This is a genomic window from Cohnella sp., assembly GCF_041641335.1.
Classification (GTDB): Bacteria; Bacillota; Bacilli; order Paenibacillales; family Paenibacillaceae; genus Cohnella.
Map to the genome: position 1 here is coordinate 74,681 of NZ_JBEPYQ010000013.1, position 20,939 is coordinate 95,619.

Annotated in this window: 18 protein-coding genes and 1 pseudogene; 12 read left to right on the forward strand and 7 right to left on the reverse strand. The window is 58.0% G+C overall.

Annotated features, from left to right (window positions below):
• Window positions 1–88 precede the first annotated feature (88 nt).
• From ACESLM_RS06225 to ACESLM_RS06235, 3 genes are all read left to right on the forward strand, one after another.
• Entirely contained in the window at window positions 89–1,927 is a 1,839-nt protein-coding gene (locus ACESLM_RS06225) for a sensor histidine kinase (RefSeq protein ID WP_372630708.1), read from the forward strand.
• A 2-nt stretch (window positions 1,928–1,929) separates the two neighbouring features.
• Window positions 1,930–3,501, forward strand: coding sequence for a response regulator transcription factor (locus ACESLM_RS06230; RefSeq protein ID WP_372630709.1), 1,572 nt, complete (start codon window positions 1,930–1,932; stop codon window positions 3,499–3,501).
• 228 nt (window positions 3,502–3,729) lie between these two features.
• Window positions 3,730–6,348, forward strand: coding sequence for a family 16 glycosylhydrolase (locus tag ACESLM_RS06235; RefSeq protein ID WP_372630710.1), 2,619 nt, complete (start codon window positions 3,730–3,732; stop codon window positions 6,346–6,348).
• Window positions 6,349–6,567: 219 nt separating this feature from the next.
• Here ACESLM_RS06235 and ACESLM_RS06240 read toward each other — a convergent pair whose 3' ends face one another.
• The gene (locus ACESLM_RS06240; RefSeq protein ID WP_372630711.1) at window positions 6,568–7,278 is read right to left on the reverse strand and encodes a DNA-binding response regulator; all 711 of its coding nucleotides are present in this window, start codon (window positions 7,276–7,278) and stop codon (window positions 6,568–6,570) included.
• A 553-nt stretch (window positions 7,279–7,831) separates the two neighbouring features.
• Here ACESLM_RS06240 and kduI point away from each other — a divergent pair.
• From kduI to kduD, 3 genes are read left to right on the forward strand one after another with little or no spacing between them, the layout of a single operon-like run.
• Window positions 7,832–8,665, forward strand: coding sequence for a 5-dehydro-4-deoxy-D-glucuronate isomerase (gene kduI / locus ACESLM_RS06245; RefSeq protein ID WP_372630712.1), 834 nt, complete (start codon window positions 7,832–7,834; stop codon window positions 8,663–8,665).
• 34 nt (window positions 8,666–8,699) lie between these two features.
• Entirely contained in the window at window positions 8,700–9,473 is a 774-nt protein-coding gene (locus ACESLM_RS06250) for a DeoR/GlpR family DNA-binding transcription regulator (protein ID WP_372630713.1), read from the forward strand.
• Window positions 9,445–10,215, forward strand: coding sequence for a 2-dehydro-3-deoxy-D-gluconate 5-dehydrogenase KduD (gene kduD, locus ACESLM_RS06255; RefSeq protein ID WP_372630714.1), 771 nt, complete (start codon window positions 9,445–9,447; stop codon window positions 10,213–10,215). The genes ACESLM_RS06250 and kduD overlap by 29 nt, the downstream gene beginning before the upstream one ends.
• A gap of 330 nt (window positions 10,216–10,545) precedes the next feature.
• On the opposite strand, the gene ACESLM_RS06260 is transcribed toward kduD, so the two are convergent.
• Entirely contained in the window at window positions 10,546–11,532 is a 987-nt protein-coding gene (locus ACESLM_RS06260) for a M23 family metallopeptidase (RefSeq protein WP_372630730.1), read from the reverse strand.
• A gap of 159 nt (window positions 11,533–11,691) precedes the next feature.
• On the opposite strand from ACESLM_RS06260, the pseudogene lipA reads away from it, so the two are divergent.
• Together lipA and ACESLM_RS06270 are read left to right on the forward strand one after the other, a co-directional pair.
• Window positions 11,692–12,612: pseudogene (gene lipA / locus ACESLM_RS06265) on the forward strand (lipoyl synthase); the annotation flags it as partial.
• Window positions 12,609–13,685 carry a YutD-like domain-containing protein gene (locus ACESLM_RS06270; RefSeq protein ID WP_372630715.1) on the forward strand — a complete coding sequence of 359 codons (1,077 nt, stop codon included), beginning with the start codon at window positions 12,609–12,611 and terminating at the stop codon, window positions 13,683–13,685. The pseudogene lipA and the gene ACESLM_RS06270, both read left to right, overlap by 4 nt.
• Before the next feature lie 80 nt (window positions 13,686–13,765).
• On the opposite strand, the gene ACESLM_RS06275 is transcribed toward ACESLM_RS06270, so the two are convergent.
• Window positions 13,766–14,560 carry an NAD kinase gene (locus ACESLM_RS06275; protein ID WP_372630716.1) on the reverse strand — a complete coding sequence of 265 codons (795 nt, stop codon included), beginning with the start codon at window positions 14,558–14,560 and terminating at the stop codon, window positions 13,766–13,768.
• A 99-nt stretch (window positions 14,561–14,659) separates the two neighbouring features.
• Window positions 14,660–15,973 carry a nucleoside recognition domain-containing protein gene (locus ACESLM_RS06280; RefSeq protein WP_372630717.1) on the reverse strand — a complete coding sequence of 438 codons (1,314 nt, stop codon included), beginning with the start codon at window positions 15,971–15,973 and terminating at the stop codon, window positions 14,660–14,662.
• Window positions 15,974–16,438: 465 nt separating this feature from the next.
• Here ACESLM_RS06280 and ACESLM_RS06285 point away from each other — a divergent pair, with 465 nt between their 5' ends.
• Window positions 16,439–16,834 carry a globin domain-containing protein gene (locus tag ACESLM_RS06285; protein ID WP_372630718.1) on the forward strand — a complete coding sequence of 132 codons (396 nt, stop codon included), beginning with the start codon at window positions 16,439–16,441 and terminating at the stop codon, window positions 16,832–16,834.
• Window positions 16,835–16,845: 11 nt separating this feature from the next.
• Window positions 16,846–17,547, forward strand: a complete 702-nt coding sequence (locus ACESLM_RS06290) for a DUF2225 domain-containing protein (RefSeq protein WP_372630719.1) — start codon at window positions 16,846–16,848, stop codon at window positions 17,545–17,547.
• Between the two features lie 10 nt (window positions 17,548–17,557).
• Here the strand turns inward: ACESLM_RS06290 and ACESLM_RS06295 are convergent, their stop codons facing one another.
• Window positions 17,558–17,791 (reverse strand): hypothetical protein, encoded by a 234-nt coding sequence (locus ACESLM_RS06295; RefSeq protein ID WP_372630720.1) that lies wholly within the window; start codon window positions 17,789–17,791, stop codon window positions 17,558–17,560.
• 86 nt (window positions 17,792–17,877) lie between these two features.
• Between ACESLM_RS06295 and ACESLM_RS06300 the strand changes: the two genes are divergently transcribed.
• Together ACESLM_RS06300 and ACESLM_RS06305 are read left to right on the forward strand one after the other, a co-directional pair.
• A complete protein-coding gene (locus ACESLM_RS06300) occupies window positions 17,878–19,656 on the forward strand; it encodes a M3 family oligoendopeptidase (RefSeq protein ID WP_372630721.1) in 1,779 nt (592 codons plus the stop codon).
• A 192-nt stretch (window positions 19,657–19,848) separates the two neighbouring features.
• A complete protein-coding gene (locus ACESLM_RS06305) occupies window positions 19,849–20,247 on the forward strand; it encodes an O-methyltransferase (protein WP_372630722.1) in 399 nt (132 codons plus the stop codon).
• Window positions 20,248–20,333: 86 nt separating this feature from the next.
• On the opposite strand, the gene ACESLM_RS06310 is transcribed toward ACESLM_RS06305, so the two are convergent.
• Both ACESLM_RS06310 and ACESLM_RS06315 read right to left on the reverse strand, forming a co-directional pair.
• On the reverse strand, window positions 20,334–20,546 hold the full coding sequence (locus ACESLM_RS06310; protein WP_372630724.1) for an alpha/beta-type small acid-soluble spore protein: 213 nt from the start codon (window positions 20,544–20,546) through the stop codon (window positions 20,334–20,336).
• Window positions 20,547–20,618: 72 nt separating this feature from the next.
• Window positions 20,619–20,939 (reverse strand): TIGR03943 family putative permease subunit (locus ACESLM_RS06315; protein WP_372630725.1); only part of this gene is annotated, 321 nt, incomplete at its 5' end.

Below are 20,939 nucleotides of genomic sequence, written 5' to 3' on the forward strand. Positions count from 1 at the left end.
GAGACAACCCCATTCCCCGCCAATGCCGGCAACCCTAACGTCCGCGCATCGAGATATGGTATATTATGGAGGTGGGGAGGGCATCGAATTGAAGGCTCCGTTGACGAAAATAAAACGAATCTACCGAAACTCCCGCATTTCGCGAAAGCTGTTTTTGGCCTTCAGCCTGATGATCGCCATCCCTGCCATCGCGGTTTCTTTTTTGTTTATCCGCTTCAAGGAAACCCAGCTGTACGAAGAGGCCATGGCTGCCGGGAGCAGCCATGTTTCGCGGCTGGACGAACGGCTGCGCGGCAGGATGAACATGGTTGAAAACGCTTCCTCCACCGCGCTGATCCAGAAGGCCTTTATCGACTTCATTCATTCGAACATGCGCGCGGACGGCTTGCGTCTCGTGAAATTCAGGCAAAACCAATTCGAGCAAATGCACAACATGATCAAAAGCAACGAGTCGATCGACGAGCTAAGCTTCTATGTCGATAATCCGGACTTGTACGAAATATGGCCTGAAATCTACCATTACGACCGGTTTTGGCCGCAGGATTACTGGGTCTCGCTGCGCGAGGAAGGCGGCTCGGCCTATCGCCTGTTCGCATTGAAGGACGGCGAGCATACGCTTTCCTACTACCGGCTCGTGCGCCTTCAGGGCCAGCAGAACAAGCATCCGAGCATTATGGAAATCCGCATCGGGCACGGCAAGTTTTTCAGCGACTTGTTGGAAGAGACCGGAGGGGATTTCTTTTCCGTCGTCATGGACGGCAAGGACCCTTCTCGCTTCGTATATAACCCGGAGCATTCGTTTGCCGCGAATGCCGGCGAAGATCTGCAAAACATTTTGGCCCGCATTCACGGGCAACTGGATATGCTGCAGGAGAAAAGCCCGATCAAGGTCGAAGCCGGGGATCATACGTATTACGCGATTTACCGCTATATTGCGCCCTTGAACGCCTACGTGGTGGACGTCGCCTCCCATCAAGCGCTGATGGAAGGGCCGCGCAGCTGGTACGTATGGGTGGTGGCGATCACGCTGTGCGTGCTTCTGATGATGCTGCTCCTCGTTTCGCATACGACCCGCCGTATTTTCCGCCGATTAAACCGAGTGCTGGCTTCCATGCGCAAGGTGCGGCAAGGACAGTTGGACGCGAAGATCGATACCGGGTTGGGAGAAAACGAAGCCGGAGACGAAATCGACGAAGTAGCCGTCAGCTACAACAATATGCTGGACGAAATCAAGCGTCTGATGACGCAGGTCGTCGATAAGCAGCTGATCGCCAAAAACGCGCAGCTCCATTCGCTGCATTCGCAGATCAATTCGCATTTTCTGTACAACGCGCTGGAATCGATCCGCATGCTGGCGGAGGTACAGCGGCAGCCCGCCATCGCCGATGCGCTCGTGTCGCTCGGTTCGCTGCTTCGCTACAGCATGAAATGGCGCAGCGATACCGTAGCCTTGGGAGAGGAATTGGCCAACATCCAAAGCTACGTGCGGTTCATTAACTTCATGGAAGGCAGCAGCTTCGAATTGACGGCGGATCTGCCCCAGGACGTGCTGCGCTATGCCATTCCTAAAATGTGCATGCAGCCGATCGTCGAAAACGCCGTCCATCACGCGGCTCCGCGGGGCGGCAGTGTGCGCATCGAAATCGCCGTCCGGGTGGAAAACGACAGCCTGCTGCTCGTCGAAATCCGCGACGACGGCGCCGGAGTCGACCCGCAGGCGCTCGCCGACCTGCAAGCCGTACTGCAAGGGGACTCCGACACGCCGATCGTCGCCAGCAAAAACGGGTTGGGTCTGGAAAACGTGCATAAACGTCTGCAGCTGCACTACGGCAAAAGCTGCGGGCTTGGGATAGATAGCGTGCAGGGCTCCTACACCTGCGTCACCATTCGCTTGCCTTGGGAAAACGAAAATCTTGGGGGATGGTAGGCATGATCAACGTCTTGATCGTGGACGATCAAAAGCATATACGCGACGGGCTGCAGGCGATGCTGGGACAGTTTCCCCTGGAGCTGGGCGATATTCACAGCGCCGGAAACGGCGTCGAAGCGCTGCAATCGTTGCATCGATTCAACATCCAACTGGTCATTACCGACATCCGAATGCCGGATATGGACGGACTGGCTCTTATGGCGCGCGCCAGAGAGGAACGCTTGAAGGCCGAATTTCTGATCATTAGCGGCTATGGCGATTTTGCCTACGCGCAGCAGGCGATCGGGCTCGGGGCCAAGGGCTACCTGCTCAAGCCGGTGAAGAGAGAAGATTTGCAAGCCTCGATCGAACATGCGTTGCAGGAGATTCGAACGCGGCAGGAGCTGTCGCGCAATATCAAGCGGATTTCCCGGCGGGCGAGGGAGACGGACCGAAAAGAGCTGTGCATGTTCATGCAAGGAGCGGCGAACGGCGACGAGTGGATCGGTCAGGTCGAAGGGCAAAATCGGGAGCTGTGGGACGGCTACCGCCTATGCCTGTTCCGGGAAGAAATGCGGATTAATCAGCCGGGAGCCGGAGGCGCCCATAGCATCGAATCGATTGCCTACCAGGTATACGGCAGGAAGGGATGCATCGGTCTTCAGCATCGCCCGCATCTGATTCTGGCGGTTGACGCTTCCGTGGATCCGGAGGCTCTGCTCGCGGCGCTTCAGGCGGAGCGGATCGGCGCGGTCGCGGCCATCACCGGTCCCAAGCGGGGATTAAAGGAGCTGCCGGACAGCTATACGCAAGTCATGGAGCTATACCGGCACAGCTACCTATTTCCCGATAAGCGCTGTATTCTGCCCGCCGACATCGAGGGGCTCGAGCAGCAATGGCAAATTCCCTACGAAGAGCTATACGCGCTGTTCCAACTGGTCGGCACCAAAAACGGGGGCAGAATCGCCGAAGGAATTTCCGCGGTTTTCCACAAAAACGTGCTTCAGCGCTACCACGTGCGTTATACGCAGCAGCTCAGCCGAGCCATCGTGCAGATGCTGGAGGAATACGAACGCGTTATCCGTCCTTACATGGGGGAGGAGGCGCTGGATATCGAATGTCTGCGCAATCTGTACGATTATCCGGGCATACGCGATTATATCCAGGCGCTTCAGCAGCAGCTGCTTCGGCTGAACCAGTTTTACTACGAATTCAAGTGCAGCTATCGCAATTCCCAGGACTTGAACGAAGCGATTCGTTTTATCCATGAAAACTATCATAAACCGCTCGATTTGGCGATGGTCTCCAACCACGTATCGCTCAATTACGCTTATTTTTCCAACCTGTTCAAGAAAAATATCGGCAAAGGCTTCGCGGAATACTTGCGCGACGTACGGTTGGATAAAGCCCGGCGGCTGCTGGCCGAAACCGAGCACAAAATCGTCGAAGTGGCTGCCATGGTCGGGTACGAAAGCTACAAAAGCTTTATCCGGGCGTTCCGGGACGCGATGGGCATGCAGCCGACGGAGTACAGGCAACGGGTTCGCCAAAATGAAGTTCGGGAGGACAGTTATCGCGACTCGGCGCTGTGAAGCCGCCGGATTCGACTTTTGTCCGCAGCGTCGGGGAGCCGATTTCGAAAAAAACAAAAAATTGGGTTATCATGAAAAATATTGAACCTTTTGCCCGGGCATTCCGTTCGCTACAATAAAGTTGTCCTGCAGGAACAAGTATCTGTAAGCGTTTTCTGTCGTCGGTCGGTATTTTAGCGGAATCGCGATTGGAACGAAGAAACTACTTGTATTGAAGGAGGGCAAATTATGGAACGGAATTGCCATGCGGAGAAACGGTGGACGCAAAGGGCAGCAAGCTTGGTCTTGGCGGCATTGCTGTTGGTTGGCTTGGGCCTATGGCCAACGCCTCGGGTTCAGGCGGCGGGGACCGCGATTACCTCCATGGCTTACTTCTCGGCGGCGGACGGTCCCGTCATCTCGAAATCGGGAGTCGGTCAGGCCAGCTACGGCTTCGTCATGCCGATTTTCAACGGAGGCTCCGCCGGTTGGAACGACGTATCAGACGATCTGGGCGTCAAGGTGAAGACGGGCGGCAACTGGGTCGATATCGATAGCGTCGGCGGCTACGTCTACAACCAGAACTGGGGACACTGGAGCGACGGCGGCTTCCACGGCTTCTGGTTCGTTCTCTCCGCCACGACGGAGATCCGGCTCTACTCCAAGGCCAACGGGGTTACTCTGGATTACACCTTGGTTTTTCAGAACATCAACCAAACGACCATCAGCTCCATGACGCCTACCCAAGGGCCGCAGATTACCGCAGGCTTCACGGGAGGCGCGGGCTTCACCTATCCGATTTTCAACAACGATTCGTCGATTCCTTTCGCGGCCGTAGCCAACGACTTGAAGGTCTACGTCAAACCCGTGAACACCGGCACATGGATCGACATCGACAATAACGCGGCCAGCGGCTGGATCTACGACAGCAACTTCGGTCAGTTCACCGACGGGGGAGGAGGCTACTGGTTTACGGTAACGGAGTCCATTCACGTTAAATTGGAGTCCAAAACCTCTTCGGCCAGCTTGACGTACACGATTATTTTTAACGAACCGGTAAGAAATTCGTATACGATTACCGCTTATGACGGAACAACCTATACGGCGGACGCGAGCGGCGCCATCGGCATACCGCTGCCCAAGATTGACGGCGGGGCTCCGATCGGTACGGAGCTGGGCAATTTTGTGTACCAGATCAACGTCGGCGGACAATGGGTGGAGCTGGGCAATTCCGCCCAGAGCGGATTCCTGTACTCGGGCAACGGCTACAACAACATGTCGGACGCCAATCAATGGGGCTATTGGGCCGACTATATTTACGGACTGTGGTTCCAGCCGATCCAGGAGGACATGCAGATTCGGATCGGCTATCCGCTGAACGGGCAGTTAGGCGGCAGCATCGGCAGCAACTACGTCTACTATATGCTGATAGGAAACCCGAACGCTCCCCGTCCGGACGTTTCCGATCACGAGGATGTCGCCATCGGAACGCCAAGCGATCCGGCCATTCCCGGCATGACGCTGATCTGGCAGGACGAATTCGGCGGCGCTCAGCTCGATACGAGCAAGTGGAACTACGAGGAAGGCTACTATATCAGCAACGATCCTAACAGCTGGGGCTGGGGCAACGCGGAGCTGCAGCATTACACGAACAGCGCTCAAAACGTATTCGTCCAGGACGGCAAGCTGAACATCAGAGCCTTGAACGATCCCCGATCGTTCCCGCAGGACCCTAACCGATATGCGCAATATTCTTCCGGTAAAATCAACACGAAGGACCACTTCTCCTTCCAGTACGGGAGAATCGACTTCAGCGCCAAGCTGCCCACGGGCAACGGCATCTGGCCGGCGCTCTGGATGCTGCCGGAAGACGCCGTCTATGGCGCATGGGCAGCATCCGGGGAAATCGACGTTATGGAAGCGAAGGGGCGCTTGCCGGGGACGACGAGCGGCGCGGTGCACTTCGGCGGCCAGTGGCCGGTGAACCGGTATATTGCCGGAGAGTACCACTTCCCGCAGGGGCAGACGTTCGCCAACGATTTTCATGTCTATACGTTGATCTGGGAAGAGGACGATTTCAAATGGTACGTGGACGGCAAATTTTTCTTCAAAGTCACCCGGGATCAATGGTATTCCGTTGCGGCGCCTAACAATCCGAACGCTCCGTTCGACCAACCTTTCTACATCATCATGAACCTGGCGGTCGGCGGGCACTTCGACGGCGGACTGACTCCCGACCCTTCCGACATTCCGGCTACGATGCAGGTCGACTACGTGCGGGTTTATGAGCCTGGAGGGGGAGGGAATCCCGGCAACGTGTCGGTTACCGGAGTCTCATTGGATCAGACGGCAGCCCAGCTTGAAGTCGGCCAGAACGTCCAGTTGAATGCCGTCGTAGCGCCGTCCAACGCGACGAATAAGCAGGTCTCGTGGACATCGTCCAACTCCGCCGTCGCTTCCGTGAACGCCAGCGGCGTCGTGACCGGGCTTGCCCCGGGTACGGCCACGATTACCGTGACGACGGTTGACGGCAACCAAACGGCCGTCTGCACCGTCACGGTCGTACCGGCCGCGCCGACCGTCATCGTCATCGGCGACGAGGTGCGCGGCCTCAAGAAGACGGGCGACAACCTGCTGTTCTACGTCAACGGCGCCACCTTCGCCGACCTGCACTACAAGGTAAACAACGGCGTACAGCTTAACGTCGCGATGACCCATACGGGGAACGGAAACTATACGTACCCTGTCAATAACCTGAACTACGGGGATATCGTCGAATACTTCTTTACCTACAACCCGGGGCAGGGCGCTCTGGATACTCCATGGCAAACGTATGTTCACGGAGTGACCCAGGGGACTCCGGAGTAAGGCGAAGGGGAAAGCGATCGGATGGCGGCTTTGCGGTAAGGCGAAAGGGCAAGCGATCGGATGGCGGCTTCGCGTTGTTCCAGAGCGAGTAGCGCTTAAGAGAAGTTGCTGAGGGATGGGCCATGCGGCCTGTCCCTTTTTTTGACCTTAGTCGGCGGCGACGCGCCGTCGGGCGGGCTTGCGGGACTCTCGAGCAGACAAAGACAAGGTTGCAGCGGTTTATTGAGCTCGGAAGCCATGGAAATCCGTAGGGACAACTTGATAGCGAATCGTCCTGGCAGGTTTATCTTTGGAATTGGCAGCGAGCGGGATCATCATTCCTTTCTCACTAAGCTTGCGCAAATGCTTGGCTGCCGTCTTGCGATGGATGCCCAGACGCGTTGCTGCCTGCAAGGGAGCGACCGGATTGCTGGTAACGCAGGCCAAATCGTAGAGAGCTTTCTCCACCGGAGCGAGCTGAACGGGGGGAAGACCGCTTAGTTTGCCGAGCAATTGCTGAATGATTTGCTGGCAGCGCCTAGGTTTGTCTCGAACGTCGTCATAGGAAAACCTTAACACGATCCAACCGTCGAGAACCAAGTGGTTCTGTCGGATCAGATGGTCGGAGAATTTGTGTTGATCGATGTTTTTCCAATGCGTCCCATGGCCGTCGATCTCTATGCAGATTTTATAACCTGCCATATGGTAGGCAAAGTCTAGATAGCGACGGCCGTCCTTGAAATCGTTCACCTCGTATTCCGCGCTCAAACCGACGAAGCGCTTGAACGAGGGCCACCATACTTTTTCGAGAAACATTTTCTCCGCATGATGATCGATATTCGCAAGTCGATTCTTTCGCTCGTTTGTGCCGCTTGCTTGTTGATCGGCCATCCACTTTTCATAAGCCGCCCCGAATTTTTCATCAACTGCAACAATTTCTTTTTCCTCCACCAGTATCAGCATCCTTTCAAACTGAAAATAAAAAGCCGCCCAGACCGGCGATTACCCGGTAAGAGCGGCGTGTGCTTCACGACCGAAATTCGTTTATGTACATGTAAAATAACATATGTTTTACGGGATTGCAATATTCTTCACATGTTTGCGAATCAAAATCGAAACAAGGATCGGGGGGTTCGAGGATGAGGTGGTTCACTCTACAGGACGAGAGGGGGCCTCAGGATGGCGGGACAGAGGCGTGGAGGCCAAAAAAGTGCCTTGAAGGTGGCGGGTCGGAAGCGTGGAGGCCAAAAAAGTGCCTTGAAGGTGTCGGGACAGAGGCGTGGAGGCCAAAAAAGTGCCTCGGAGATGGTGAGACGGAGGCGTGGAGGCCAAAAAAGTGCCTTGAAGGTGGCGGGTCGGGAGCGTGGAGGCCAAAAAAGTGCCTTGAAGGTGGCAGGACGGTAGCGGGGCGGGAGTGCGATTTTCAAACTCGTTCACAAAAGTTCGAAAATGTGTGTTATACTGAATTCGAACGAAAACGAACCTAATCGGAGGGGACCCTCATATGGAAATCAGACATTCGACGAATCCGGCCGACGCCAAGCATTACGACACGGCGAGGCTGCGCCAGCAATACTTGATCGAGGAATTGTTTCAAGCGGATGAAATCAAAATGGTATACGCGCACGACGACCGCTTGATTATCGGCGGAGCGCATCCCGTTAACGCCGCATTGACGGTCGAGGCGGCCGATGTGCTGAAGACGGACTATTTTCTGGAGCGCAGGGAAGTCGGCTTTATCCATATCGGCGGAGGAGAAGCGGTCGTCGAGGCGGACGGCGAGCGCTATACGCTCGGCAAGCTGGATACGCTGTACGTCGGCAAAGGCACGCGTAATCTGACGCTGTCCAGCGCGAACCCGTCCGACCCGGCGAAAATTTACTTTACCTCAGCGCTCGCCCACGCGACGTACCCGACGCGCAAAGTATCGGTGCAGGAAGCGAACACGCTGAACCTCGGCGCGCTTGAATCGTCCAACGAACGGACGATCCATCAGATCATTCACGAGAACGGCGTGCAGAGCTGCCAGCTCATGCTCGGCGTCACGCTGTTCAAGCCGGGCAGCGTATGGAACACGATGCCTGCCCACCTACACGATCGCCGCATGGAAGCGTATCTGTACTTCGACATGAACGCCGACGCAAGAGTATTCCATTTTATGGGCGAGCCGAATGAAACGCGTCACATCGTCGTCGCCAACGAGCAGGCGGTCATTTCTCCGAGTTGGTCCATCCACTCCGGAGCCGGCACGAGCAGCTATGCATTCGTCTGGGCGATGGCCGGGGAAAATTATACGTTCAAGGATATGGATGTCGTCGCGATGGATGCGTTAAAATAGCAGCAACTGCCAAGTCGGGAGGAACGACCGCTACATGCTTGCGATCACGCGCCATCAATTGATTTTGGAATTGCTGCAGGAGAACGGAGCCGTGCAGGTGTCCGAGCTGAGCGACAGGTTCGAGGTGACTCCGAAGACGATTCGCGAGGATCTGGAGAAGCTGGAGGAGAAAGGGCTGCTCACGCGCATTCACGGCGGAGCGGTGAGCCGCTCGGACGCTTCCGACCCGATGCTGCCGCTGCAAATTCCGAATACGAAGCACTCCCTCGAAAAAGAAGCGATTGCCGCGCAAGCGCTGCGCTATATTCGCCAGGACGACGTCATCGCTTTGGACGCGGGCAGCACGACGTTGGAGATCGCGAAGAAGCTGCCCGACATGCCGCTCACCGTGCTGACCAACGATTTGCTGATTATGCGCGAGCTGATGGGGAAAGAGCAGATCCGGCTGGTCGTTCCGGGAGGGTACCGCCACCGCAACGTGCTTGTCGGCAACGACGCGCTGGAATGGCTTGCGCGCCTGAACGTGCAGAAGCTGTTCCTGTCCGCAACGGGCGTGCACGACAAGTTCGGCCTGTCGGTGTTTACAGGAGAGCTGCTGGATTTAAAGCGGGCGTATTTGTCCGGAGCGAAGGAAGTTTACGGCGTGGCCGATCACAGCAAGTTCGACCGGGCCGCGCTGCAGACGTTCGCCGCGCTGGAGGATTTGGACCTGCTCATTACGGACGACGGACTTCCCGAAGAGGTCCGCCGCCGTTACGAAGAAGGAGGCAGAGTGAACATTGAACTCGGAACTACGAAACCGATTTGATCTGGCAGGCAAGACGGCCATCGTCACCGGAGCAGGCAGAGGACTGGGACAAGCGATCGCCGTCGGTCTGGCGGAAGCCGGCGCGAACCTCGTGCTCGTCACCAACCGCACACCTGCCGAAGAGACGAAAGCGAAGGCGGAGGCGTACGGCCGCAAAGCGATCATCGTTCAGGCGGACGTGGTCGACCGCAGCAAGCTTCCGAGCATTCTCGACGCCGCGGTGGAGACGTTCGGCGGAGTGGACATTCTCGTTAACAACGCGGGCATCATCCGCCGTGCTCCGGCGGTCGAACACGCTTATTCCGATTGGCAAGAAGTGCTCGACGTCAACCTGAACTCCGTGTTCGTCCTGTGCCAGCTCGCCGGAGAGCTGATGATCGAACAGGGACACGGCAAAATCATCAATATCGCGTCGATGCTCAGCTTCCAAGGCGGCATCAACGTTCCGGGCTACACGGCCAGCAAGCACGCGGTCGCCGGGCTGACCAAGGCGCTCGCCAACGAGTGGGCGTCCAAGGGCGTGCAGGTGAACGCGATCGCTCCGGGCTACATGGCGACGGACAACACGGAGGCGCTCCGCAACGATCCGGTCCGCAGCCGCCAAATTCTCGAACGCATTCCGGCGGGACGCTGGGGCGGGGACGAGGATCTCGTCGGTCCGGCGATTTTCCTCGCTTCCGCGGCTTCCGACTACATGAACGGACACGTGCTCTGCGTCGACGGCGGCTGGATGAACCGATAATCAGGCCTGCCTGAGTGAGCGGAATACCGACAAATGCCGGCCAGTACTGCGCCTGATCCGACGGGATACCGGCAAAAAGCGGCGTCTGAGCGAATGGGATACCGTCAAATGTCGGCCCGCATTTCGCCTGATCCGGCGGGACACCGGCAAAAAGCCGGCGTCTGAGCGAATGGGATACCGTCAAATGCCGGCCCGCATTGCTCCTGATCCAGCGGGATACCGTCAAATGTCGGCCCGTATTGCGCCTGACCCAACGGGATACCGACCGACTAGTGCCCTACGACGAGAGAAGCGAAGGGGATACGGTTGAGCCGCAGCGGGAAGCGCGGCCTAGCGTTTCCTCTTCAATGCTTTGTACTCCTCGCTCTCCCAGCGGCGAAGCAGCGGATAAGGATCGAACGCCCATTCCACGAGCCCTCTATCCCTGTAGATGCCGTAGTGCAGGTGCGGAGGAAACTTTCCTTGCGTGCCGGGGCGTCCGTAGCCGGAGCTGCCCACCCAACCGATGACTTGACCGGGACTGACGATGTCTCCGGTCTTTAAATTTTTGTCGAAGCCGGACAAGTGCGCGTAATAATGGTACAGATTGTTCAGGTCGCGAATGCCGATTCTCCATCCTCCGTAAGCGTTCCAGCCCTTGATCTCGATGACCCCGTAGCAGGTGCTTCTGACCGGAACGCCGTATCCGGCGAAAATGTCCGTGCCCTCGTGAATCCGCCTGCCGCCCCACCCGCGTTTGTTGCCCCAAGTGCTGCGGTACGAGTAGGTGCTTTTCAGAGGAAGAGGGAAGGCGTGACCGGACAAGTCCAGACGGTCGAACCTCCTGTACAGCTTGGCGAACTGCATAATGCGCTGGACGGCGCGCGTGTTATGGTAATATTCCCACAGGCCGATGCTGAAGTCGTCCTCGGCGCTGCCGTACTGCAGCGCTTGAACCGTTACGGAATAGAGCAGGTCTTCGTCCTTACCGCGATCCGCGATTTTATCCCCCGTGCCGTCTCGGCCGATTCCGCGAAAAAAACGGATGGACACGGGATTCGTATCTTCCTCAGTCGGATTCAAATCTCCGCTCCAGCGCTCTTCGGGAACGTATACGCCTGTAACCGCGTCCTCGCGAATCGGTCTCGTCTTCGGGTGGGCCCGGGACATCGTCCTTTCATACTGATCGATCGCCGCGATGAAGGGCCATTCCAAGCCGGTGCGCAAGCTGATCGCCTCGTACAGCTTCCGCCGCTTCGCGTATTCGTCGGCCATCGACGGCTTATCTTTGCCCGCGCCGTGAGCGGCGGGCGCGCATTCGCCCGCCCCCAGCGACATGAGACCAACGAGAGCCGCAATAACCGCGAATCGGAAGCTGCGGCCCAATCTCCGCCAATCGTGTAGCAACGTGACTCCTCCTCAAGCTCGACTTCTACGAAGTAGGGTTTTACAGATCATTGGTTTTTATCCGAATCGTGCTATAATAAGGAGGACAGAAAGAGGGGAATTCCTATGACGACAGGCGCAAAACCGCGCAAACCCGAATGGCTGAAAATCAAGCTGACGACCGGGGAGCCATACCAGGAACTGAAGCAAGTAATGAGGAGCAAGACGCTGCATACGGTTTGCGAAGAGGCGCGTTGTCCGAATATATATGAATGCTGGGCGAACCGCACGGCGACTTTTATGATTCTCGGGGATATTTGCACGAGGGCGTGCCGTTTCTGCGCGGTGAAAACCGGACTGCCGACCGAGCTCGACTTACAGGAGCCGGAGCGCGTGGCGGAAGCCGCGGAGCAGATGGGCCTTAAACACTGCGTCGTCACATCGGTGGCGCGGGACGATCTGAAGGACGGCGGAGCTTCCATCTTCGCGGCGACGATCAAAGCGATCCGCAAGAGAATGCCGTTCTGCAGCGTCGAAGTGCTCATTCCGGATTTTCTGGGCAACCGCGATTCGCTTCAGATCGTAATGGACGCGAAGCCGGACATTCTGAACCACAACATCGAGACCGTCGCTCGGCTTTCGAACCGCGTGCGGGCGAAAGCGAAATATCCGCGTTCCCTGGAGCTCATCCGGAGAGCGAAGGAAATGCAGCCGAACATCCCGACGAAATCGAGCATTATGCTCGGCTTGGGGGAGACCTTCGAGGAAGTGCTGCAGGCAATGGACGACTTGCGTGCGGTGGACTGCAACATTTTGACGCTCGGACAGTATTTGCAGCCGTCCTCGTCCCATCTGGACGTCGTCAGATATGTTCATCCGGACGAATTCGCGGCGCTGAAGGAGGAAGGATTGAAGCGGGGATTCTCCCATGTGGAGTCCGCTCCGTTCGTCCGCAGCTCCTACCATGCGCATGAGCAGGTCAAATCCGCGGAGGCGAGAACGAGCGGTCTCCGGAAGGAGAGCGTAACATGATTTTCATGGCGGGAGGCAACGCTTACTCGCTGGTCCATGAATACAAGAACGGGTGGAATCCCGAAGCTTTTCGCGAGAGATACAGCGAAGTGCTCGAACGCTTCGATTACGTCGTCGGAGATTGGGGTTACAATCAGCTCCGTCTCCGGGGTTTCTACAGAGACGGGCATCCGCGGGCGGGCAAGGAGTTCGCGATCTCCAACTTCATCGATTACATCAACGAATACTGCAATTTTGGCTGCGCCCATTTCGTGCTGGCCAAGCTGGACGTCAACGCCCTTCCGCCGGACGCGGTCATCGTCAAGGAGGAAGCGCCGGAAGCCGCCGTCGCCCTCAACGAGACGGGCGGCCAGGCGGCCGAGACGGCTGCGGCCTTGAGCAGCGCCGGCGGACCGATTACGAGATGGCCGCTTAAGGAGCGCGCGGGCGGTCCCGTACGCGTTCCGAATGTAACCGTATCCGCGGTGGCTCGCGCCGCGGCGGATGCGGAACGCCGCGAAGCGGAGCGGCGCAACGCCGGGCAGGACAGGGACCAGCGAGGCTTCGGCGGCTCGTCCTTCTCCGGTCGGGGAAGCCATGCGAGGAACGGCCAGGAATCCGGCGGCCAGCGGCAAGGACGCTCCCACGGATCTTCCGGAAGCGAGCGCAGAGGGCAGGGGCAAGGCGGCGGACAAGCGCCGAACAAGCCCCATTATCGAGGCGGACATAAGAACCACCAGGATGCGCAAGCTCCTCGGGAAGGCTCGCGCAACGATGGGGCGCCGCGTAAGGACGGTCAGCGGCATGAAGGCTCCCGCGGAGACGGTTCTCGCGGGGACGCCCGTAAGGAAGGCCAACGGAACGAGAGCTTCCGCCATGAGGGAGGCCGCAGTGAAGGCTCCCGCAATGAGAACTCCCGCGGCGAGGGCGCGCGCAACGACGGTTCCCGCAGCGAGGGTGCCCGCAACGAAGGCGGACGCGACGGCCATTGGCAGAGCCGGAATCGACGCCGCAAAAGCTTCGGAGGCAAGCCGGGCAATCGGCCAGAAGGCAGTCCCCGCCCGGAATCGGGCGCTTCCAAGTCCAGCGAATAGCCAACATAAGCATGTTATACCAAAAGGTGCATATCTCTCCCTGACGCAAGGGAAGAGGCATGCACCTTTTATTTACGACATTATACCGAACCGATGAACGCCTCGCGAACGCGATTCCAGAACGTGAAGGGGCGGTATCGGGCGAACGTGACTTTCTTTTCGGCGACTCTGCACGTGATCGAACAGACCCCGGTCAAAGCCATAAGCATATGGTCGACGCCGATGATCAGCTCTTCCCCCGGATCGGGAGGCACGATGTCGCAGTGGTGATGCTTCGGCAGGATGACGGACGATCCGAGCGTTCTGTACACGCGGTTGTTGATCGAAGCGATCTCCGCGATCTGCAGCGCCTCCAGCGACGGGTGGATGACGGCTCCGCCAAGACTCTTGTTATAGCCGGTGCTGCCCGTCGGAGTCGAGATGACGATGCCGTCGCCGCGGAACATCTCGAACGGCTCGTCATTGATGTGAATCGCCGACACGAGCGTGCCGTCGCCACTCTTCAGCGTAAACTCGTTCAGCACGAGGTGCGTTTCCTTGCCTTCGGTCGTATCGATTTCCACGTGCAGCAGAGGATAGTGGATGTTGCGCGGCTCGGAAGACGCCATCAGGTCGAGTAATTCGACGAGCTCGTTCTTCTGCCAATCCGCGTAAAAACCCAGATGCCCGGTATGAATCCCGATGAAGGCGACGCGATCCAACAACTCTTTGTAACGGTGGAACGCCTGCAGCATCGTGCCGTCGCCGCCGATCGAGACGACGGTGTCCGGCGCTTCTTTGTCGTAGATCAATCCCCTTGCTTTCGCTTGGGTCTGAAATTGTTCCGATAATTCCCGGGATAACCGATCTCCCCGGTCAAGCAATGCGTATTTCAAACGTCGGCCGCTCCTTCCGAATGGAACCCTGTTACTCGATGCCGATTCGATGCTCGAAAGGGATCGTTGTCTTGATCATACCCAATAAGCCGCCCGAATTCAATCTCTGGAGCGCGGAGAATCGAGCCGTGCCCGGATGCGGCGAACGCCGATCGCTATCGATCCCGAGACGACGATCAAGCCGATGGCGCAGGCGAAAAGCAGAGGGAGCCAGACGAAAGCGGCTTCCCATCCGAAGCGAAGGCCGACGGTTTCCGGGACGGTGTTCGTCCAAGCGGTGACGATGGACGGCCAGCCCGCGGCTCCCGAGGTTTCGCCCCGGTACAGCAACGGCCAGAACGCATAGACGAGAAGCATCGCAAGCAGGCCGTGAATGAACCGTGTCCGAGCGAACGGTAAATATCTCCATCCGGAGTTGCTCATCAGTCCGGCCACCTGCGCATGAACGGATAAGCCGGCCCAAGAGAGCACGAAAGCGGCGACGGCGACCCGGTCGACGAGGGGGAGCGCGGAATTCGCGGCGGAGGCTTTGGCCCCCAGCGTCACTTCGAAGGCTCCGTGCATGTAAGCCTCCGACAGCTGCGGAGACAGTCCGAACCACGGCAGCAGTTGCCCGGTCAACTGCCGAAGAGGCGACAGCAAGCCTCCGTTCACGAGCAAATCGAGAGCCGCGGAGAAGAAGACGACCAATCCCCCGACGATCATCATGAGGGCCAGAGACGACTGCAGCGCTTGTTGAAGCAGAATCCCGAAAGGCCTTCCGTCCTCCAACCTTGCGCGGTGCATGGCCGCGAGCGCGGCGCGCCAGCGGCTTCGCTTCGGTCCTCCCTTGTCCGCCGCCGCGATCTCCGCCGTTTCGCCGCCGCGCTTACCGAAGCGCGAAGCGATGCCGATCAGCAGGGCGCCGCTGTAGTGGGCGGCCGCAAGCACGGGAGCGGCTAGCGGATTGCCGAAGAAGCCGATGCATACGGCGCCGATCAGGAAGATGGGATCGGACGTCGTCGTCATCGCGACGAGCCGTTCTCCCTCGTCTCTTGTCACCAGCTTCTGATCCATCAGGCGCGAAGTTAGCCGCGCGCCCACCGGATAGCCGGACACGAAGCCCATCGAGACGATAAAGCCGCCGACGCCGGGAAGACGGAACAGCGGGCGCATGAACGGGTCCAGCAGCGTGCCCATAAAATGAACGATTCCGAAGCCGAGCAGCAGCTCGGACAGAACGAAAAAAGGAAACAGGGCGGGAAACAGCACTTCCCACCACACGGCCACTCCCCTAAGCGATGCGTTCAGCGCTCCGGAACCGTCTCCGAGAGCGAGACAGCCGATGAGCAGGGCCGCTCCGCCGATGGCCAGCGCGCTCGCCAGCGCGAAGCGGCGGCTCGTATTTTCCGGATTCGCGCCCGATGGAACCACAGTCATTCCTCCATTCGTTGACGTACCTTGTCCCAATATATGTTCGATTCCGGACAATCTTGCCGATCGTCGAACAAGCCCGCCATTTTCTCTGTAACCGTTTGCAAAAAACGGTGCAAAAATTGGCGCAGATATGCTACAATAGAACTAGATCATTCGGATCTAACCCGCGCACCACAAATTCATCGAGCTGGAGTGATGAGTATGGCGGCAATCGTTGCAGGTTTGATTGTATGCGCTTTCGTCTATGTCATTCGGGAATCGCTGGCCCCGGCGGAAGAGGAATTATAAAATTTCATGGACCGATCGGCGAACAGCCGGTTTTAATCGCCCTTGCGGGCGATTTTATTTTGGCCGCGAGGAGGAACGGAGCGTTATGGTATAATGGTTGGGAATGAAGGACTTTCAACCCATTCCATTTCATCGCCGGCGCCAGGCGCCGCGATGCCATCCAGGAGGCGCAACTTGTCCAACTACGCGACGATTTACGAAGCGATAGGGGGAGCCGATACGATCCGCGAAATCGTAACCCGGTTTTATCCGAAGGTTCAGGCGCACCCGCTGCTCGCTCCTTTGTTTCCCGAAGACATTCATCCCGTCATGGAGAAGCAGATCTTGTTCCTGACGCAATTTTTGGGCGGTCCGCCGCTCTATTCCGACGAATACGGGCATCCGATGATGAGGGCGCGCCATTTGCCGTTCCCGATCACTCCGGAGCGCGCCGAAGCTTGGTTGGCGTGCATGGCCGAGGCGTTGTCCGAAACTTCGATTTCCGAACCGCTGCAGAAGCTGACGATCGAGCGATTATCCGGTCCCGCGCACCATTTTATCAACACGGATTCCGATTCACCACATCAATAAGGGGGCTCATTATGGAACCGCTCTTCCAGATTAAAGTGACCTGCATCTGCTGCGAACAAAGCTTTCAGACATCTAGAGTCCGGCCCAGCTTGAAGAAGGCGGTGAAGACGGATACCGATTTCTGCTCCTATTTCAAAACGGTGAACCCGGATTTCTACGTCGTGAGGGTCTGTCCGTATTGCGGCTTCGCGTCGACGGAAAATTTCTCGGAGAGAATCAACGAGAAGCAGAAAGCGATTTATTACGATAAAATGGGCAGCCATTGGAAGAACCGGGACTACGGCGGGGAGCGCGACGCGCAAGACGCGATGGAGTGCTATAAGCTCAGCCTGCTGACGGCACAGGCGATCGGGGAGAAAGACCGCGTAGTCGCCGCTCTGCTGCACCATATCGCTTGGCTGTATCGCTACGAAGGAAAGAAGGAGCAGGAGAACCGGTTCCTTCAATTCGCGCTGGACGCTTACGTTCGGGTATACGAAACGGAGAGCGGTTCGATCAGCAGCGCCCGGTTGATGTTCCTGATCGGGGAGTTGAACAAGCGGCTCGGCAATTATCACGAGGCCGTCCGATGGTTCGGGAGGGTCATTCACGACAAGAAGATCGTCGACGCCGCGATGATCCGCGCATCCCGCGAACAGTGGCAAAGCGTACGCGAAGAGATGACCGGACAAGGGCTGGAGCTTCCGGAGGAAATGATCGAGAGCGGAGCGTAAAGCTTGTCCCTTAACGAATCGCCCGGTTGGCCAGCAGGTAATCCCGGTCCGCGTCGATAATGCGCAGAGTGCTTCGGCAGCAAGGGAACACGATCGTTCTTTTGCGGGAGCCGCCGTACATATCCAGCACTTCTTCGGGCGTAAGCGGCAGACGAACGTTGGAGCTTCGGCAGAACGGGCATTCCTGGGCGACGACGTCGCTCATCAGCACGTCGTAGGGCAGACTGTTGCTGAGTGGGATCAAGGGGCATTCCTCTCCTTGCATGTAGATTGACTTAAAGATAACGCACGGCAGTGTCCGAACGCAACAAGATTGGAGAAGTGATTAATATGACAAAACCGGTATGGAACCTGGAGTCGCTCTTCGCGGGCGGCTCCTCTTCGCTTGATTTCGCGGCTTTCGTAGGGGAAGCCGAAGCCGGCTGCGCCGCCTTGCTCAAGGATCTTCAGGACGGCGGGGAGACCGCGCCGGATGCGGAGCGGCTTGCGCAATGGACGGGCAAGCTGCAGGAGACGCTCGCCCGACTGCGGGAAGCCGACTCCTTCGTCGGCTGCTTGACGGCGCAGAACATGAACGACAGACGCGCCGTCGGATGGACGGAGCGGATTCAGACTCTAAGCGCGCGCTACAAGCAAGCTTCCGATTTGTTCGACGCGAAGCTGGCGCTTGTGCCCGATTCCGATTGGCAGGCGTGGACGGCGCGGCCCGAACTCGCCGCGGTGCTGTTCCCGCTGAACGAGAAGCGCGATTTTGCGAAGGAGAAGCTACCGCCGGCGTTGGAGGCGGTCGCCAGCGAGCTGGCCGTGGACGGCTATCACGGCTGGGGCGAGCATTACAATACGGTCGTCGGGAGAATCGCGATTCCTTGGGAGGTAGACGGCAAGACCGTTCACCTCTCCGCGGGCCAGGCGGCCAACAAGCTGGACGATTCGTCGCAAGCGGTGCGCGACGAGATGGCGGCCAAATGGGAGAAGGCTTGGGGCGAGCAGGCGGACTTGGGCGCGGACGCGCTGAACCGGATCGCCGGTTTCCGGCTGAAGCTGTACGGGCTTCGCGGCTGGAGCGACCCGCTTAAGGAGCCGCTGGCGATCAATCGGATGAGCCGGCAGACGCTGGAGGCGATGTGGGCCGCGGTCGAAACGAGCGTAGAGCCGCTTAAACGGTATTTGGCGCTGAAGGCCCAACTGCTGGGCAAGGAGAAGCCGAGCTGGCACGACGTCGACGCGCCGATCGCTTCCACCCAATCGAAAATCCCGTACGAAGAAGCGGCCTCGCTCATCACGGACGCTTTCTCGCAGTTCTCGCCGCAGCTGACGGAACTGGCCAAGACCGCGTTCGCCGACCGCTGGATCGAAGCGGAAGACCGGCCGGGCAAGAGGCCGGGAGGGTTCTGCACGAGCTTTCCGATCGGCCGCCAGAGCCGGATCTTCATGACGTATTCCGGAACTCCAGGCAACGTGTCGACGTTGGCGCACGAGCTCGGTCACGCCTACCACGCGCGGCTCGTTCAGGAGCTGCCGCCGCTGGCGCAGGAATACGCGATGAACGTGGCCGAGACGGCCTCCACGTTCGCGGAGGCGATCGTTAGCGACGCGCTGCTGCGCAGAGCGGGGAGCGACGAAGAGAAGCTGGCTTTGCTGGACGAACGGCTGACGCGGGCGGTCGCCTTTTGCATGAACATCCGGGCGCGCTTCCTGTTCGAGACCCGCTTCTATGCAAGGCGCGCTTCGGGCATGCTCGAGGCGGCAGAGCTAAGCGAGCTGATGACGGAAGCCCAGAAGGAAGCGTTCGGCGATGCGCTCGGAAGCTGGCATCCTCATTTCTGGGCGTCCAAGCTGCACTTCTACTTGACCGACGTGCCGTTCTACAATTTTCCTTACACGTTCGGGTATTTGTTCAGCACGGGCCTCGCGGCCGTGGCGGAGAGGGAAGGCGCCTCGTTCGCCGGCCGTTACGACGCCCTGCTGCGGGACACCGCCGTCATGACCGTCGAGGAGCTGGCCTCCCGCCATCTCGGCGTCCGCCTGGACGAACCGGGCTTCTGGAACGACGCGGTCGCCAGGGCGGTGTCCGACGTCGACGCTTTCACCGCTCTGTGCAAGGCGTAACTAATCGAAGAAAAAGCATGAAATCCCGCGTTTCCGGGAGTTCATGCTTTTTTTCTTATACAAATTACCCTATATTTTGACAAAATCATTGAAATATTCAAAAAATTCAATTATACTGAGTCCGAAGTCGCAAATGGAATACTTTGGGTTTGACGGAAGTATTAGATAAACTGAGTCCAAAGGAGGAGAATAATGACGTTTAATCAAATTTCTTTAGCCCGTCAGATTGACATGGCTTTGGAGAAACTGGGGGGAGAGCTTAAGGGAATGGTCGCCGGAACGATCGTGCTGCAGATCCGGGAGGATTCGGTCGGCCGGTTCGGCATCCGCCATCTTCCCGTCGACTGCAGCGATCGTGCGCCTGTCGCCGCCGGAATGACGGCGGAGCAGGTGGTCGAATTGCGGCAGCTGGCGCTCGAAGCGCTAAGGCACAAGAGCGGCTGGACGCACGGAGAAATTTCGTACGATTTCGTGTTGAAGCAGGGACGGGTATTCGTCAGCGTGCAGTTCGAGTCCAATTACAATATGGCGAACTTGATGTTCCGTTATTCTCCGAAAAACCGGGACCGCAGGGAAGCTTCCAACGGGTAACGGTAGCATTACATACGTAGTTCGAGGGGCTATCTACCGAGAGTTGAATGTTCGACTTGACGGGATAGCCCCTTCGCTGCGTTTTTTTAACGTCCGGCGTGTCCGGCGAGCTGCTGCTCTGCCATTTGAACAAGGCGGCGGGTAATTTGACCTCCGATGGAGCCGGCTTCGCGGGTCAACAAGTTGCCGTAATAGCCGTCTTGCGAAAGCTGAATTCCGAGCTCCTGCGCGATTTCGAATTTCATTCTTTCCAACGCGTGCGCGCATTGAGGAACGACGAGGGAATTGCTGCGTGCCATGGTCGCTCACCTCCTTTGAACGTAGTATGGACGTTATTGGGAGGGCTATTCATTTTTCGACAGATTTCCCATTCACTCCAATTGTTCCAGTCCGAAGTCGAAATCCGGGGAGACGTAAGGATCTTCGGGAGCGGGAATTCGGACGAAGTCGGCGATGTCGATCTGAATGATCTCGATGTCGTTGTACATCGTCGTTCCGAGCGTCCCGGTCACGGATACCCATTCGTCCGTCTCGAGCTCATCCGCGCCTGCGAACGTCGCCATGACGCCGTAAGGCGACGCGTCTGCCGAGCAGCAGGCGACGGCGAACCGACTGATTCCGAACTGCTGCGGCCCCATGCCGGATTCGCGGTAGACAAAGCCGCTGATTTCGATCGTTTTGCCGAGAAACGC

Bases quoted from the DNA above. Each gene is read 5' to 3' on its own strand.
- ACESLM_RS06230 (WP_372630709.1), top strand. From the start codon at position 1,930: ATGATCAACGTCTTGATCGTGGACGATCAAAAGCATATACGCGACGGG.
- ACESLM_RS06235 (WP_372630710.1), top strand. From the start codon at position 3,730: ATGGAACGGAATTGCCATGCGGAGAAACGGTGGACGCAAAGGGCAGCA.
- kduI (WP_372630712.1), top strand. From the start codon at position 7,832: ATGGAAATCAGACATTCGACGAATCCGGCCGACGCCAAGCATTACGAC.
- ACESLM_RS06250 (WP_372630713.1), top strand. From the start codon at position 8,700: ATGCTTGCGATCACGCGCCATCAATTGATTTTGGAATTGCTGCAGGAG.
- ACESLM_RS06260 (WP_372630730.1), bottom strand. From the start codon at position 11,532: ATGTCGCTGGGGGCGGGCGAATGCGCGCCCGCCGCTCACGGCGCGGGC.
- ACESLM_RS06270 (WP_372630715.1), top strand. From the start codon at position 12,609: ATGATTTTCATGGCGGGAGGCAACGCTTACTCGCTGGTCCATGAATAC.
- ACESLM_RS06290 (WP_372630719.1), top strand. From the start codon at position 16,846: ATGGAACCGCTCTTCCAGATTAAAGTGACCTGCATCTGCTGCGAACAA.
- ACESLM_RS06300 (WP_372630721.1), top strand. From the start codon at position 17,878: ATGACAAAACCGGTATGGAACCTGGAGTCGCTCTTCGCGGGCGGCTCC.
- ACESLM_RS06305 (WP_372630722.1), top strand. From the start codon at position 19,849: ATGACGTTTAATCAAATTTCTTTAGCCCGTCAGATTGACATGGCTTTG.
- ACESLM_RS06310 (WP_372630724.1), bottom strand. From the start codon at position 20,546: ATGGCACGCAGCAATTCCCTCGTCGTTCCTCAATGCGCGCACGCGTTG.